Origin of the sequence: Bradyrhizobium sp. 44, assembly GCF_023073095.1 — a bacterium.
In the GTDB taxonomy this organism is placed as follows: Bacteria; Pseudomonadota; Alphaproteobacteria; order Rhizobiales; family Xanthobacteraceae; genus Bradyrhizobium.
In genome coordinates, this window is the sequence record NZ_JADPIY010000008.1 from 235,769 (window position 1) to 249,573 (window position 13,805).

Annotated in this window: 14 protein-coding genes; 7 read left to right on the top strand and 7 right to left on the bottom strand. The window is 65.2% G+C overall.

Going from position 1 to position 13,805, the window contains the following annotated elements:
• Positions 1-2 precede the first annotated feature (2 nt).
• Positions 3-824, top strand: a complete 822-nt coding sequence (locus tag IVB41_RS03140; protein ID WP_247426565.1) for an N-acetylmuramoyl-L-alanine amidase — start codon at positions 3-5, stop codon at positions 822-824.
• 107 nt (positions 825-931) lie between these two features.
• On the opposite strand, the gene IVB41_RS03145 is transcribed toward IVB41_RS03140, so the two are convergent.
• The 3 genes from IVB41_RS03145 to IVB41_RS03155 form a co-directional block, all read right to left on the bottom strand.
• On the bottom strand, positions 932-2,539 hold the full coding sequence (locus IVB41_RS03145) for a Na+/H+ antiporter (protein ID WP_247426568.1): 1,608 nt from the start codon (positions 2,537-2,539) through the stop codon (positions 932-934).
• A 48-nt stretch (positions 2,540-2,587) separates the two neighbouring features.
• Positions 2,588-3,457 carry a class A beta-lactamase gene (bla, locus tag IVB41_RS03150; RefSeq protein WP_247426571.1) on the bottom strand — a complete coding sequence of 290 codons (870 nt, stop codon included), beginning with the start codon at positions 3,455-3,457 and terminating at the stop codon, positions 2,588-2,590.
• A gap of 139 nt (positions 3,458-3,596) precedes the next feature.
• Positions 3,597-3,971 carry a nuclear transport factor 2 family protein gene (locus tag IVB41_RS03155; RefSeq protein WP_106941496.1) on the bottom strand — a complete coding sequence of 125 codons (375 nt, stop codon included), beginning with the start codon at positions 3,969-3,971 and terminating at the stop codon, positions 3,597-3,599.
• Positions 3,972-4,063: 92 nt separating this feature from the next.
• On the opposite strand from IVB41_RS03155, the gene IVB41_RS03160 reads away from it, so the two are divergent.
• Together IVB41_RS03160 and IVB41_RS03165 are read left to right on the top strand one after the other, a co-directional pair.
• On the top strand, positions 4,064-4,492 hold the full coding sequence (locus IVB41_RS03160; RefSeq protein ID WP_247285209.1) for a GFA family protein: 429 nt from the start codon (positions 4,064-4,066) through the stop codon (positions 4,490-4,492).
• A gap of 180 nt (positions 4,493-4,672) precedes the next feature.
• The gene (locus tag IVB41_RS03165) at positions 4,673-6,499 is read left to right on the top strand and encodes a caspase family protein (protein WP_247426574.1); all 1,827 of its coding nucleotides are present in this window, start codon (positions 4,673-4,675) and stop codon (positions 6,497-6,499) included.
• Between the two features lie 16 nt (positions 6,500-6,515).
• Here the strand turns inward: IVB41_RS03165 and IVB41_RS03170 are convergent, their stop codons facing one another.
• Both IVB41_RS03170 and IVB41_RS03175 read right to left on the bottom strand, forming a co-directional pair.
• A complete protein-coding gene (locus IVB41_RS03170; RefSeq protein WP_027566020.1) occupies positions 6,516-7,208 on the bottom strand; it encodes a DUF1345 domain-containing protein in 693 nt (230 codons plus the stop codon).
• A gap of 7 nt (positions 7,209-7,215) precedes the next feature.
• Positions 7,216-8,139, bottom strand: a complete 924-nt coding sequence (locus tag IVB41_RS03175; RefSeq protein WP_027566019.1) for a polyprenyl synthetase family protein — start codon at positions 8,137-8,139, stop codon at positions 7,216-7,218.
• Positions 8,140-8,299: 160 nt separating this feature from the next.
• Between IVB41_RS03175 and mtgA the strand changes: the two genes are divergently transcribed.
• The 3 genes from mtgA to IVB41_RS03190 all read left to right on the top strand — a co-directional run bounded on the left by mtgA (position 8,300) and on the right by IVB41_RS03190 (position 10,101).
• Entirely contained in the window at positions 8,300-8,974 is a 675-nt protein-coding gene (gene mtgA / locus IVB41_RS03180; RefSeq protein ID WP_027566018.1) for a monofunctional biosynthetic peptidoglycan transglycosylase, read from the top strand.
• Positions 8,975-9,143: 169 nt separating this feature from the next.
• Complete coding sequence (rpmF, locus tag IVB41_RS03185) at positions 9,144-9,326, top strand: 50S ribosomal protein L32 (protein ID WP_007598106.1); 183 nt, start codon at positions 9,144-9,146, stop codon at positions 9,324-9,326.
• A gap of 142 nt (positions 9,327-9,468) precedes the next feature.
• Positions 9,469-10,101, top strand: coding sequence for a hypothetical protein (locus IVB41_RS03190; protein WP_247285213.1), 633 nt, complete (start codon positions 9,469-9,471; stop codon positions 10,099-10,101).
• Between the two features lies 1 nt (position 10,102).
• Here IVB41_RS03190 and IVB41_RS03195 read toward each other — a convergent pair whose 3' ends face one another.
• The gene (locus IVB41_RS03195) at positions 10,103-10,363 is read right to left on the bottom strand and encodes a hypothetical protein (protein ID WP_247285467.1); all 261 of its coding nucleotides are present in this window, start codon (positions 10,361-10,363) and stop codon (positions 10,103-10,105) included.
• A 221-nt stretch (positions 10,364-10,584) separates the two neighbouring features.
• Between IVB41_RS03195 and IVB41_RS03200 the strand changes: the two genes are divergently transcribed.
• Positions 10,585-12,279 carry a bifunctional diguanylate cyclase/phosphodiesterase gene (locus tag IVB41_RS03200; protein ID WP_247426578.1) on the top strand — a complete coding sequence of 565 codons (1,695 nt, stop codon included), beginning with the start codon at positions 10,585-10,587 and terminating at the stop codon, positions 12,277-12,279.
• A 17-nt stretch (positions 12,280-12,296) separates the two neighbouring features.
• On the opposite strand, the gene IVB41_RS03205 is transcribed toward IVB41_RS03200, so the two are convergent.
• The gene (locus tag IVB41_RS03205; protein WP_247285215.1) at positions 12,297-13,805 is read right to left on the bottom strand and encodes a tripartite tricarboxylate transporter permease; all 1,509 of its coding nucleotides are present in this window, start codon (positions 13,803-13,805) and stop codon (positions 12,297-12,299) included.

A 13,805-nucleotide genomic window follows, 5' to 3' on the forward strand; every position in this document is an offset into this window, starting at 1 on the left:
GCTTGGGGCAGCCGCGCAGCATCATCGCAAGTCTCGTCTCGACGCTGGTCGCGTCGATCTTGCTATGGTCGCTGGCGCTTGCAGGCACCGGTCATGCTGCTATCGCGCGAAAAATCGTGAAGCCCAAGCAGCCGCATGCGCCGGTCAAATGTGAGATGTCGAAATTCCGGATCGTCGTGGATGTCGGGCACACCCCGGACTCCTACGGCGCGTTGAGCGCACGCAACGACACGGAGTTCGGCTTCAACTTCCGGCTTGCAAGTCTGATCACGGCGAAGCTCAAAGCCGAAGGCTTTGCCGCGGCCCGCCTGCTCGTCACGGCCGGCAAGGCGCGGCCGAGCCTGCTCAAACGCGTCAGCACCGCGAATGACGCCCGGGCCGATCTCTTCCTGTCGATCCATCACGATTCGGTGCCGGACAAGCTGATCGAGACCTGGGAGTTCGACGGCGCGAACAGCTATTTCAGCGACCGCTTTTCGGGCCACTCTCTGTTCGTCTCGCAGCGGAATCCGCACTACGCTGCGAGCCTGATGTTGGCCCGGATGATCGGCCGGCAGCTAAAGGATCAGGACCTGCATTATGCCGGCCAATATGCCCTGCCGGTGATGGGCCGCTACCGGCGCCAATTGCTCGACAAGGATGTCGGCGTCTACCGCTATGACGGGCTCGTCGTGCTGTCGCAGACGCGGAGCGCGGCCGTGTTGCTCGAGGCGGGCTCGATCATCAACCGCGACGAGGAAATGGCGATGAACTCGCCGGAGCGGCAGGGGATCATTGCGGGGGCCGTGGCGGCGGCGATGAGGGAATTTTGCGATAGGCGGTAGTTTGCGCCGCCGCTTCAACAGCCGTCATTGCGAGCGTAGCGAAGCAATCCAGGCTACCGCAGCGGAAAGATTCTGGATTGCTTCGCTACGCTCGCAATGACGAGGAGCTACAGCGGCCCGCCCCGATACTCCCGGTTCGCCAAACTCGCCTCCTCCAGGTCCAGATCCCGCTCGATCCTCCGGCGCGTCTCGTCGGTGATCTGGCCGTCGCGCAGCAGCTCGTGGATGAATTTGCGCTCGGCGGCGATCAGGTCGCGGGTCAAGGCGGTGCCGGCGGCTGAGACGTCGTGGTGGGTGGGATCGAGCGAATCGGGCAGCTGGTTGACCCGGATCTCGTGACGCGCGCGCAGGAGCCGCATCACCTCGTCCGACACGTCCTTCTCCTCGGTCAGCACGTCGAGCGACTTCAGGGCAGCATCGAGGGCTTGGCGCCGTGCCGCGATCTCGGCCTCGTGCTCGGCGACATGCTCGTTGCGACCGGCTTCCGCGACGCCGAGCCAACGCACCACCGGGGGCAGCGTGAGGCCGACGCCGATCAGTGTGATGAAGATGACACCGAAGGCGACGAACAGGATCAGGTCGCGAAACGGAAAGGCCGCGCCGCCCGGAAGCGTGAACGGCAGCGCCAGCGCCGCCGCCAGCGACACCGCGCCGCGCACGCCGGTGAACGCAAGCACGAACGGCCATTGCCATGGTGGTGACGGATCGCGCGCGCGCAGCGACTTGCTGAGCATCCGCGGCAGATAGGTCGCGGGATAGAGCCAGGCGAAGCGTGCGATCACGACGACCGCCAGCACCACGGCCGTCGCGATCATGATGTCGTCGAGCGGGAACGCCTTCGACTTCTCGTAGAGCGCGCGCATCTGGAACCCCGTGAGCAGGAACAGCAAGCCCTCGATCAGATAGATCACGAGGTCCCAGAAGAAGATTCCTTGCAGGCGCGTTGATGCCGAGATCAGCAGCGGGCCGTTCCAGCTGACATAGAGGCCGCAGGCGACGGTGGCGATCACGCCGGAGCCGCCGAGATGCTCGGGCAGCCAGTAGGAGACGTAGGGCGTGATCAGCGAGAGTGTCAGCTCGACCTGCGGGTCCCCCGACCATTTGCGGAACCGCAGGGAGAGCCAGCCGACACCGATGCCGAAGGCGATCTCGCCGGCGACGATGAGCAAGAACTCGCCGCCTGCCAGAGGCAGCGAGAAAAACCCGACCATGATTGCGGCGAGCGCGAAGCGGTAGAGAATCAGCGCGGTGGCGTCATTCGCGAGCCCTTCGCCTTCGAGGATGACCATGAGTCTGCGCGGCAAATGCAGCCGGCGCGCGATCGCGAGCGGCGCTACCACGTCGGGCGGCGCCACGATGGCGCCGAGCAGGAAGCCGATAGTCCAGGGCAGGCCGATCAAATAGTGGGTGGCGGTTGCGACCAGTGCTGTGGTGAAGATCACCGCGCCGACCGCGAGCATCACAATGGGGCGAAGATTCTTTTTGAACTCGCGCCAGCTCATCGCGACGCTTGCCGAGTAGATCAGCGGCGGCAGCACCATCAGCAGCACCAGCTCCGGCGGCAGTTCGACCGGCGGCATGCCCGGCACGAAGGCGAGGCCGACGCCAGAGAGCATCAGCAGAATGGCAGGCGCGATGTTGAAGCGGCGGGCGACAAGCGCGGTGCCCGCCAGCACGGCGAGCAGGATGAGAAAGGTCTGAAATTTCGCTTCCATGATGATCTGTCTTCACCCGGAAGCGGCCGCAACGTCAATGCGTGCGGCTTACGCAAGCCGCTCGGCCACCATGCGGCCGATGCGTGCGAACACGGCTTCGATCTGCGCCGCGCTCGGCGTGCCGCCCTGGGTATAGGCCGCGATCAGGATCGGCGCATCCGGCTTCGTGTCGATTTTGGGCCAGGCCACCGCGATGTCGCCGGAGGCGTCCTTGCCGTTGTTGCCGGTCTTGTCGCCGATCTTCCAGCTTGCGGGGAGCCCGCCACGCAGCCGGTTCGCGCCGGTCTTGCAACCCACCAGCCACTCCGTGAGCTGTGCGCGCGAGGTGGCCGACAGCGCCTCGCCCGTGAGCAGCCGGCGCAGATTGCCTGCCATCGCCGCCGGCGTCGTGGTGTCGTGGGGATCACCGGGCGGTGAGCGGTTGAGCTCGGGCTCATTGTGGTCGAGCCGCGAGGTGGTGTCGCCGAGTGAGCGCCAGAATGCCGTGAGCGCGGCGGGGCCGCCGATCCGTGCCAACAGCAAATTGGCGCAGGTGTTGTCGCTGAGCTCGACGATCGCCTTGCACATCTCGGTGACCGACATTGCGCCGGCGGCAATGTTCTGCCTGGCGACCGGTGCGTACTCCAGCAGGTCGGCCTTGCCGTACGGGATCATGGCCGCAAGCTGATCCTCGCCACCATCGACCCGCGCCAGGACGCAAGCCGCCAGCGAAGCCTTGAATGTCGAGCACATGACGAACCGTTCGTCAGCGCGCCAGGCGAGCTTTGCGCCGGTCGCGAGGTTTTCGGCATAGACCCCGATCCGGCCGCCACTCTCGCGCTCATAGGTTTCGAGCTCAGGCTGCGCGTCCGCGGCGAGCGCAGGGGAGGCGGCCATCCAGCACAGCGAGGCGAGCAGCGAACGGCGGTCGAGAAGCATGGGGAACTCTTGGGCGAGACGGGGCGGGGTGGAGATGCGGCATGCACTCCATCCGCATCGTCATTGCTTCGCTGTGCTCGCAACGACGGAGGATGTGGGACGAGTGCGCCCGATTTCGGGCAGCGGAAGGTCGCGCCCCTCACTCCCGCAGGTCATACCGATAAGACTTCGACACGATCTGCCAGCCGTCGGCGAGCTTCATCGCCACCAGATAGTCGGTGAAAAAACGCGGCGGCAATTGGCACCGGACCTTGATGAAGGCGGTCTTGTCGTCCGAACGGTCGATGGTGACGATGAAATCCTCGCGCGCCTTGCCTTCGGCCTTGCCGGAGGGACGCTTGCGCACGCGGTCGAGCCAGTCCGGCACGGTCAGCACCTGCAGCTCGCCCTTCTCGACCCAGCGCAAATCGGCGGAGGGGTGGAAGATGGCGCCGAGTTTTTCGGCATCGCCCTCGTAAAGTCCGTCGAAGTAAGATTGCACGACGGCTTCGACGCTCGAACGGTTCTGGCTCATGGTCATCCCTTTGAATGATGGCTCAGGGCGAACTTAGTCGTACACGTCAAAATGCGCTATGGTGTCCGTACCATTGGCGCAAGGACGCTGTGATGACCGGATCAGAGAATTCGAACGCTTCCTTCCTGATCGGCGAATGCTACTGCCGCACCGTGCGCTACGAGGTGGCGGACGCGTTCTCCTATGCGATGAACTGCCACTGCTCGGATTGCCGCCGCACCACGGGCGCCGCCTTCAAGCCGTTCGCCGGCATCGAGCAGAGCAAGCTCCGCATCATCAGAGGGGAGGACCAGCGCACCATTTACGGTGACGACACCACCCACGACGCCCACTGCGCCCGCTGCGGCTCGCTGCTTTATTCCCGGGTGCGCGAGGGAAAATGGGTCCATGTCGCCATGGGAACCCTGGTCGATGTCCCCTCCATCCGACCGAGCGCCCACATCTTTGTGGGCTCGAAGGCGCCCTGGCACGAGATTACGGACAATCTGCCTCAATATCGGGGCCACATCGGGGATGCCTGAGGGAACCTGCTGCGCACCTGTTTCGCGGCGAACCGCGGCCGGACTGGCGCGACAAACAAAAGGGGTCTTTCGGCCCGCCGCCGGCGCCACCTTCGTGACCTCCGTCACAAGCGTCCGCGACGGACCCTGCTAAAGCCGTCCCAAAGGGGCTCGAACTGCCCTGAACTCGGAAGCCGTGCCATGCGCCAATTGCTCAGACTTTGCCCACTTCTCCTCGTCGTCGCGCTGCTATTCGGCACCGGGCCCGCTTTCGCCGGGAAGCGCGTCGCGCTGGTGATCGCCAACTCCGCCTATCAGCATGCGCCGTCGCTTACGAACCCCGTCAATGACGGTTCGGTGATGGCCAGGACGCTGAAGGAGGCCGGGTTCGACATCGTCGATTCCCGGCGCGATCTGACGGCGCAGGAAACCCGGCGTGTGCTGCGCGAATTCGCCGACGGGACCCGCGATGCCGATATCGCCGTAGTCTATTATGCCGGCCACGGCATCGAAGTCGAAGGCTCGAACTATCTGATCCCTGTCGACGCCAAGCTGGAGCGTGACACCGACGTCTTTGACGAGGCGCTCTCCCTCGACCGCGTCCTGGTTGCGGTCGAACCGGCCAAGCAGCTTCGCCTGGTGATCCTGGATGCCTGTCGTGACAATCCGTTCGGCAAGACCATGAAGCGCACGGTCGCCTCGCGCGGCATCGGCCGCGGCCTCGCCCAGGTCGAGCCGACCAGCTCCAACACGCTGATCGCCTACTCGGCCAAGGCCGGCTTCACAGCGCAGGATGGCGACGGTGCGAACAGCCCCTTCACCGTGGCGCTGTCGAAGCATCTGACGACGCCCGGCCTCGACGTCCGCCGCGCCTTCGGCTTCGTGCGCGACGACGTGCTCAAGTCGACAGGTAACAAGCAGGAGCCGTTCGTCTATGGCTCGCTCGGCGGCGAAGACGTGCCGCTGGTGCCGGTCAAGGCGACCGCTGCGGCTGCCGCTGCGCCCGCGCCGAACCCTCAGGCCGACATCCGCCGCGATTACGAGCTCGCGCTCCAGGTCGGCAACAGGCCGGCATGGGAGGCGTTCCTTGCCCAGCATTCCGACGGCTTCTATGCGAGCCTTGCCAAGCTTCAGCTCGAAAAAATCGGCGCCGAGCAGGCTCATGCGGCGGCCACCGAGAAGGCGAAACAGGCCGAGGCCGAGCGCGATCGTCTTGCCGCGGTTGGCGCGCAGAAGGATACGCAGGCCAAGGCAGCCGCCGATGCGAAGGCCGCCGAGCAGGTTCAGCTTGCCGCGCAAAAGGCCAAGGAGCAGGCGCAGCAGCAGGCGGCCGCCGCCGAGCAGCAGCGCGTCAATCTCGCCGCCGCGGCGCCAAGTGCAGCACCCGCCAGCGCGGCGAGCCCCGTCGGCACCAACGTCGCGTCGCTGACGCCGGCCATCGCGCCGGCCGATCTCAGCCGCTCGGTGCAGACCGAGCTCGGCCGCGTCGGCTGCTTCTCCGGCGCCGCCGACGGCAACTGGACCCCGTCCGCACAGCGCTCGTTGTCGCAGTTCAACCGTTATGCCGGCACCAAGCTCGACGTGAAGGTGGCGAGCACCGATGCACTCGACACGGTCAAGTCGAAACAGTCGCGCGTCTGTCCGCTGGTTTGCGAGCACGGCTTCAAGGCCGACGGCGACAAGTGCACCAGGATCGTTTGCCGTGATGGCTATGCGCTCAACGACGACAACGAGTGCGAGAAGCAGCGTGCCGCCAGGCCCGCCAAGCCTGCGACTGCAAAGCGTGACGACGGCGACGAGCGTCCCGCACGGCAGCGTCGTCAAGCCGGCGGTGAAGCTGCCGGAGCAGCTGGCGGCTTTGGCGGCGCTGCCGGCATTGCTGCTGCCGCTGGCGCCAGCCGCCCCTCGAGTGGCGGACAGCTATTCTGCAATAGCGGCGGCTGCCGTCCGGTCAACCGCGGCTGCCATCTCGAATATCGCGGCGGCGGCGGCCCCGGCAATGATGCCAATGCCGAGGTCTGTAATTAGGATTGCGGAAGTGAGTTCAAGTTGAGATCGCGCTGGCCGCGATGTTGACGGTCAGCGCCAGCAAGGCCGTGTTGTAGATGAATGAGACGATGCCGTGTGCGGTGGCGGTGCGGCGGATGGTCTTGTCGGAGATGCCGACATCGGAGACCTGCGCGGTCATGCCGATCACGAACGAGAAGTAGACGAAGTCCCAATAATCCGCGTGGTCTTCCTTGTCGCCGCTGGGAAACTGAAGGCCGCCCGGCGTGGCGTGCCGGTAATAATCATGCGCGTAATGCAGGGCGAAGATCGTGTGCACGGCGGCCCATGACAATACGATGGTGGTGATTGCGATGCTCAGCTCTAGGACGCCGCGATGCGGCGTTCCAAGCTCCGAGACGATCGCGGCGATGCTGGCGAAGGCGCCGATCGCCGTCACCAGCAGGATAACGAAGCGACCGTCGTCCTGCATCGCTGCGGCGCGGCGGATGTGCTGGTGGTCGTTGCACAGCATCATCGCGTAGACCAGCACCAGATAAACGGCGATCAACGCATCCCAGCCGAACAGAAGCCGCGTGACCAGCCGGTGCGAACCCGGGATGAGCAGGCAGACGAGAATACCAACGGCAAGCGACATGAACGTCCGCGGACGCGCATAAATCAGCCGCATTGGCCGCGACATCTTGCGAAAGCGGGCGAGGGCGGGGTCTTCCTTGTTGCCGCCCGCCATCGCGCTATCAGCTCTTCCGTTCGGCCACGAACCGCGCAGCCGCTTGCAGCACGGCGGCGCGATCGCCGAAAATCGAGACCGCGCTGTCGGCGCGCGCGAGCAGGTCGCGCACGCGCTGCTTGGCGCCTTCGATGCCGAGCTGGGTGACAAAGGTGGTCTTGCCGAGAGCTGCATCGGCGCCGGCAGGCTTGCCGAGCGCGGCGGCATCGCCTTCGACGTCGAGCAGATCGTCGGCGATCTGGAAGGCTTCACCGAGCGCGCGGCCGTAATCGTCGAGCGCCTGATATTCCTTTTGCGAGGCCTGGCCGAGGATCGCGCCGGCGATGCAGCCGTAGCGCAGCAGCGCGCCGGTCTTCATCTGCTGAATGCGGGCGACGTCGATCGGCTCGTTGCCGCCAAAGCGGCCTTCGCCGGCAAGGTCGAGAATCTGGCCGCCGACCATGCCGCCGATGCCGGCGCAGCGCGCCAGTGCGCGGGTCAGCAAAAGCCTGACATTGGCGTCGCGATGGATCTCGTCGCGGGTGATGATGTCGAAGGCGAGCGTCAGGAGGCCGTCACCGGCGAGGATCGCGGTCGCGTCGTCGGTCTTCTTGTGCAAGGTCGGACGGCCGCGGCGCAGGTCCGAATTGTCCATCGCCGGCAGATCGTCGTGGATCAGCGAGTAGCAGTGGATGCATTCGAGCGCCGCACCGACGAGCAGCGCGGCTTCGCGCGGCACGCCGAACACGGCCGCGCTCTCGACCACCAGGAAGGGCCGCAGGCGCTTGCCGCCGTTGAGGCTCGAATAGCGCATTGCGTCCATCAGTCGCTTGGGCCGGGCGATCTCATCGGGCAGGATGTCGTCCGACAGCAGGCGCCCGAGCAGCGCCTCGGTGTCATCAGCGGTCTTGTCCAGACGTTTGGCGAAATCGGACGGGGACGTGCCGGTCATCAAGAAGGGCTCCAGAACCAAAATTCGGCGGGACAATCCTTTATGCGCCCGCCTCAGTCAATCGTTTGGAAGGCCTAAAAAGTGCTGGAAAAGGCCCGAATTATCACAGACTTAATGCCGGGCCCGTGGCCGCGTTTCGTTCTGCGCCGGAAAGGTTGATTTGCGCGTCGTCAAAATCCTTCTCCTGGTGCTCGCGGTCGCGGTTCTCGCGCCCTATGTCGTCGCGCCGTTCTACCGCGCCGGCCATCCCGTTTCGACGCTGATGATCTGGCGCTCGCTTCGGGGTGCGCCGATGCAGCGGGAATGGATCGATCTGGCGGCGATGTCGCCCTCGCTGCCACGCTCGGTGGTGGCGGCCGAGGACGCCCATTTCTGCAAGCATCACGGTATCGACTGGGGGGCGCTGCGTGAGGCGGTCGACGATGCCCGGGAGGACGGCACCCCGTTCCGGGGCGCGTCCACCATCACCCAGCAGGTGGCGAAAAACCTGTTCCTCTGGCAGGGGCGGGACTTCGTCCGCAAGGCGCTGGAATTCCCGCTGGCGCTGTGGATCGATCTCGTGCTGCCCAAGGCACGGATCCTGGAGATTTACCTCAACATCGCTGAGCTGGGACCACAGGGCCAGTTTGGGGCCGAGGCGGGCAGCGCCTATGCCTTCGGCAAATCGGCGGCGAACCTCTCCCCCCGGGAGGCGGCGCTTCTGGCCTCGATCCTGCCGAATCCGGTCAAACGCAGCGCCAGGACGCCGGGACCGGGTGTCCGGCGGCTGGCCGGGACCTATGTGGCGAGGGCGCAGGCCAGCTCGCTTTCGACCTGCTGGCGGGAGAATCGCTGATTTCCGGTCCTTTTCGGGCGCATTTTCCGGCCCAGAGCCCTAGATTTAAGGCAGGCCTTCCTCTATAAGCCCGGCCTTGACCGGCATTCAGCTCGCCTCGGTTTGCGGGTGCTGAGCCGTCCCCTCGCGGACGATGCCCTGATGACACCAATCCCTAGAGGATACTGAAATGGCCGTTCCGAGAAGAAAAACCTCGCCGTCGCGCCGCGGCATGCGCCGCTCGGCTGACGCCATCAAGAAGCCGACCTATGTGGAAGACAAGGACTCCGGCGAGCTCCGTCGTCCGCATCATCTCGACCTCAAGACCGGCATGTACAAGGGCCGTCAGGTCCTGAAGAAGAAAGAGTCCTGAATTCAGGACCTTTCCCAGGCAGGATGATTTCGCCTGCCTGATTTCGGCCAATCCATGAGATATGACAGTGACGGCGGCGGAGCGAATGCTTCGCCGCCGCATTGTCCTGTCTGGATTTCTTGATCGAGAAGGCATTTCGCCGATGGTCGGTTTCCCGCTGCTCCTGATCCCGCTTGCGGTCTACAACATCATCGCCTTCCTGATGCCCAGCGTGTCCTTTACGGACGTGCTGTTCAGGGTGCCGATGATCACGGGCGAGGCCTGGCCGGTCACGCTTGCCGACGTGATGCTCGCGCTAGGTGTCGTGCTGCTGCTGCTCGAGGTAGTCAAGGGCGCGCGGCCCGGGTCGAAATTCCTGATGGATCATTTGCTGTCGCTGATTGTGTTCGGCGCGGCTGCGGCCGAATTCGTGATGTGGCCCAAATTCGGCAACTCCACCTATTTCCTTCTGGTGCTGCTGGCGATGGCCGATTTCCTCGGCGGCATCGCCCAGCGCACCCGCCGCCGCGTCGCCTATGTCGCCGAAACGACAGTGCCGGCGCCTCGCAAGGCCAGGCGCCAGGCCGAGACGCCGGCGGATGACGGGACGTTCGAGCCCAAGTTCGAGCCGGTCGTTGCGCCGCCCGCATCCGCGCCTTCCGCGCAATCGGTCGCCGAATCCGTACTGATGGATCATCCCGCGCCAAAGCCTGTGAGTACGCCCTCGCCGGAAATTCCCTCGCCGCATTTGCAGCCGGGCAACGGCACCCAGCCGTCTCCCGACGCGCCGCGCTGATTCAAGCCACCTGGCGCGTGCGCGCGGTCACGCTCGGAAGCGGGCGCTTGCTGCCATAGGCGACCTGCGCATCCTCGGAAGAAACGCGGCGAAGTCGGCTCGCCTGGGGCAGGTGCTCGGCATTGGCGATGAGCTGGGCGACGAAGCTCGGATCGGGGCGCGGCAGCGGTGCCTTGTGGACCCACTGCAAAACCGGCATCAGCGGCACCACAGCCGAGCCTGTGCCGTTGTCCGCCACGTCCACTTGATCAGTACTCAACATCGCGATCACCGTTGACCCGGCTTGGATTGTCGCGTTTCGAGACGCTGGCGCCGGTGCGTGTGATGTACTCGCAAGGCCTATGCCGGACGGGCCGGTTTGGTTCCTGCACGAGAACAAACGTGGTTTCCAAATTGTTTATCAACTTTGCCTAGGGTCAATGGCGAATCTGGCTTTATCCTGTGCCGACTCAGGACTCCCCGCTGTCCCGAAACGAGGCGATTTTGACCCCCGCATTGCCGCAAGCCTCCGACATCCTGGCTGCCCTTGGCCAGGCCGTGTTCGCCTGGGACATCGCCAGCGATGCCATCGTCTGGGGTGAGCAGGTCGGCGCCATCTTCCCCGGGATTCCCACCGAACGGCTGGCCACCGGCGCCGAATTCGCAAAGCTGATCGAGCCCGCGCAATCGCTGCGGACCGCCGCGCTGGCGCAGACCTCAGCCGTGCATGGCGCCGACGGCACGCCCTACCGGGTCGAGTACGGCGTGCGCATGAGCGCCGCCGATCCCATGGTCTGGATCGAGGAGACCGGCCGGTGGTTCGCCGGCCCCGACGGCCGCCCCGTGCGTGCGATCGGCTCCGTCCGCATCAACAATGAACGCCATGCCCGCGACGAGGAACTGACGAAGCTCGCCCGGCTTGATCCGCTGACCGGCGAGCTCAATCGCTCGCATCTGATCGCCGCGCTGGCCGAGGCCATCGAGGAGACGACCCGTTTCCGCTCGACCGCGGCCTTCATGCTGGTCGGCATCGATCATCTCGCGCGTGTCAACGAAGCCTTCGGCTTCGACGTTGCCGACGCCGTGATCCTCGACGTCGCCACGCGCATTCGCGCGCGCTTGCGCGGGGGCGACGTGCTCGGCCGCTTCTCCGGCAACAAGTTCGGCCTGATCCTGAAGAACTGCACCGTCGACGACATGAACGTCGCCGCCGAGCGCTTCCTCGCCGGCATCCGCGACGAGGTGGTGCCGACCAAATCCGGCCCGGTGTCGGTCACCGCCTCGATCGGCGCGGTCAGCGTGCCGCGCTATGCCCGCAACACCGATGAAGCCGTCAATCGCGCCCACGAGACCCTGGACACCGCGAAACAACGCCGAGTCGGCTCGTTCGCAGCCTGGCGCCCGGATGCCGCGCGCGACGCCCAGCGCCGCGTCAACATCCGCGTCACCGACGAGATCGTCACCGCATTGAATGAGCGCCGCATCAAGCTCGCCTATGAGCCGGTGGTTGCCGCCCTCTCGCGCGAGTGCGCTTTTCACGAATGCCTGGTGCGGATGGACCAGGGCGACGGCCAGGTGCTGCTCGCGCCCGACATCGTGCCGGTCGCGGAACGGCTCGGCCTGATCCGCCTGGTCGATCACCGCGTGCTCGAGCTCGTGGTCGCCGAGCTCGCCGCCGCGCCCGACATCTGCCTCAGCCTCAACATCTCGCCGGACACGACCATGGATCCGGATTGGTGGGCCGGAATCGAATCGCTCATGCGCGCCCATCCCGGCGTCGCCGAGCGGCTGATCGTCGAGATCACCGAAACCGTCGCGATCCAGGACATCGACGATGTGCGCGGCTTCGTCACCCGGCTGAAGAATTTCGGCAGTCGCATCGCCATCGACGATTTCGGTGCCGGCTACACCTCGTTCCGCAATCTGCGCAAGCTCGGCGTGGACATCGTGAAGATCGACGGCGCGTTCGTACAGAACATCACTCGCTCCGCCGACGACCGCGCCTTCGTGCAGACCTTGATCGACCTCGCCCGCCGCCTCGACATCAAGACGGTGGCCGAATGGGTGCAGGACGAAGAAGCTGCGAACATGCTGCGCGACTGGGGCTGCGACTACATCCAGGGCCGCCTGATCGGGCTCGCCTCAGCCGACCGCCCTTGGGGCGCGCCGCCGGATAGCGTGCTGCCCGCGGCAAGCTGAGACACCCTGCCAAACCCTCACGCGCCCTCATCCAGCGCCACGAGCTCGCGCTTCTTGCGCAACGCGGGCAATAACGGCGCTATCAGCAGCACCAGCGCGAGCGCCAGACACGCTGCCGAGATCGGGCGCTGCACGAAGGTCCAGAGGTCGCCCTGCGACAGGATCAGCGACTTGCGCAGATTGTTCTCCATCATCGGTCCCAGCACGAACGCCAGCACCAGCGGCGCGGGCTCGAAGCCGAGCTTGCGCATGAAATAGCCGATGATCCCGAACGCGATCATCACGTAGACGTCGAACACGTTGTTGCTCGAGCAATAGACGCCCAGGATCGTGAACAGGATGATCAGCGGGAACAGGATGTTGTAGGGCAGCTTGAGCAGCTGCACCCACATGCCGATCAGCGGCAAATTGAGGATCAGCAGCATGACGTTGCCGATATACATGCTGGCGACGATGCCCCAGAACAGGCCGGGGTTTTGCGTGATCAGCAGCGGCCCCGGTTGCAGGCCATGGATGACGAAAGCGCCGAGCAGTAGCGCCATTACCACGTTCGGGGGGATGCCCAAGGTCATCAGCGGAATGAAAGCGCCTCCGGCCGCCGCGTTGTTGGCGGATTCGGGACCCGCTACGCCCTCGATCGCGCCATGGCCGAAACGCTCCGGCGTTTTCGACAGCCGCTTCTCCAGGGCATAGGACGCGAACGAGGCGACCACGGCGCCGCCGCCCGGGAGAATGCCGAGCAGGAAGCCGAGGAACGTGCCGCGAGCCACCGGGCCGGCGCTCGCCTGCCAATCGGCCTTGCTGGGCAGCAACTGCGTGATCCTGGCGTTGACGATATCGCGTTTGATCGCCTGCTCGGTATTGAGCAGCACCTCGGCGACGCCGAACAGGCCCATCACGACGGGCACGAGTCCGATGCCGTCGATCAGCTCCATGCGGCCGAACGTCAGCCGCGGCTGCGCCGTGATGCTGTCGAGGCCGATCAGTCCGAGCACGACGCCGATACATGCCATCAGGAGCGCCTTCGGCATTGATCCCTGAGTGAGGAACGTGAGCACGATGAGGCCGAGCACCATCAGGCTAAAATATTCGGCAGGGCCAAACGCGATGGCGATGTTGGCGAGCCGAGGTGCCACCAGCATCAGCGCAACGAGCGAAAATGTGCCGGCGATGAAGGAGCCGAAGGCGGAGATGCCCAGCGCAGGGCCGGCACGGCCCTGCTTCGCCATCTGGTGGCCGTCAATACAGGTCACGACTGAAGCCGCCTCGCCCGGGATATTGACCAGGATCGAAGTGGTCGAGCCACCATACATCGAGCCGTAATAGATCCCCGCCATCATGATGATGCCGGATTCCGGCGTTCCTGACAGTGTCACCGGAAGCAACAGAGACATCGCCGAGATCGGCCCGATGCCTGGCAGTACACCGACCAGCGTACCGATGAAGACGCCGATGAAACAGTAGAGCAGGTTGATCGGCAGGAGCGCGACGCCAAACCCGTGCGCGACGTTGACGAGCGTATCCAT

Coding starts and splice junctions, on each gene's coding strand:
- IVB41_RS03145 (WP_247426568.1), bottom strand. CDS start 2,539: ATGGAAGCGAAATTTCAGACCTTTCTCATCCTGCTCGCCGTGCTGGCG.
- bla (WP_247426571.1), bottom strand. CDS start 3,457: ATGCTTCTCGACCGCCGTTCGCTGCTCGCCTCGCTGTGCTGGATGGCC.
- IVB41_RS03155 (WP_106941496.1), bottom strand. CDS start 3,971: ATGAGCCAGAACCGTTCGAGCGTCGAAGCCGTCGTGCAATCTTACTTC.
- IVB41_RS03160 (WP_247285209.1), top strand. CDS start 4,064: ATGACCGGATCAGAGAATTCGAACGCTTCCTTCCTGATCGGCGAATGC.
- IVB41_RS03165 (WP_247426574.1), top strand. CDS start 4,673: ATGCGCCAATTGCTCAGACTTTGCCCACTTCTCCTCGTCGTCGCGCTG.
- IVB41_RS03170 (WP_027566020.1), bottom strand. CDS start 7,208: ATGGCGGGCGGCAACAAGGAAGACCCCGCCCTCGCCCGCTTTCGCAAG.
- IVB41_RS03175 (WP_027566019.1), bottom strand. CDS start 8,139: ATGACCGGCACGTCCCCGTCCGATTTCGCCAAACGTCTGGACAAGACC.
- rpmF (WP_007598106.1), top strand. CDS start 9,144: ATGGCCGTTCCGAGAAGAAAAACCTCGCCGTCGCGCCGCGGCATGCGC.
- IVB41_RS03190 (WP_247285213.1), top strand. CDS start 9,469: ATGGTCGGTTTCCCGCTGCTCCTGATCCCGCTTGCGGTCTACAACATC.
- IVB41_RS03195 (WP_247285467.1), bottom strand. CDS start 10,363: ATGTTGAGTACTGATCAAGTGGACGTGGCGGACAACGGCACAGGCTCG.
- IVB41_RS03205 (WP_247285215.1), bottom strand. CDS start 13,805: ATGGATACGCTCGTCAACGTCGCGCACGGGTTTGGCGTCGCGCTCCTG.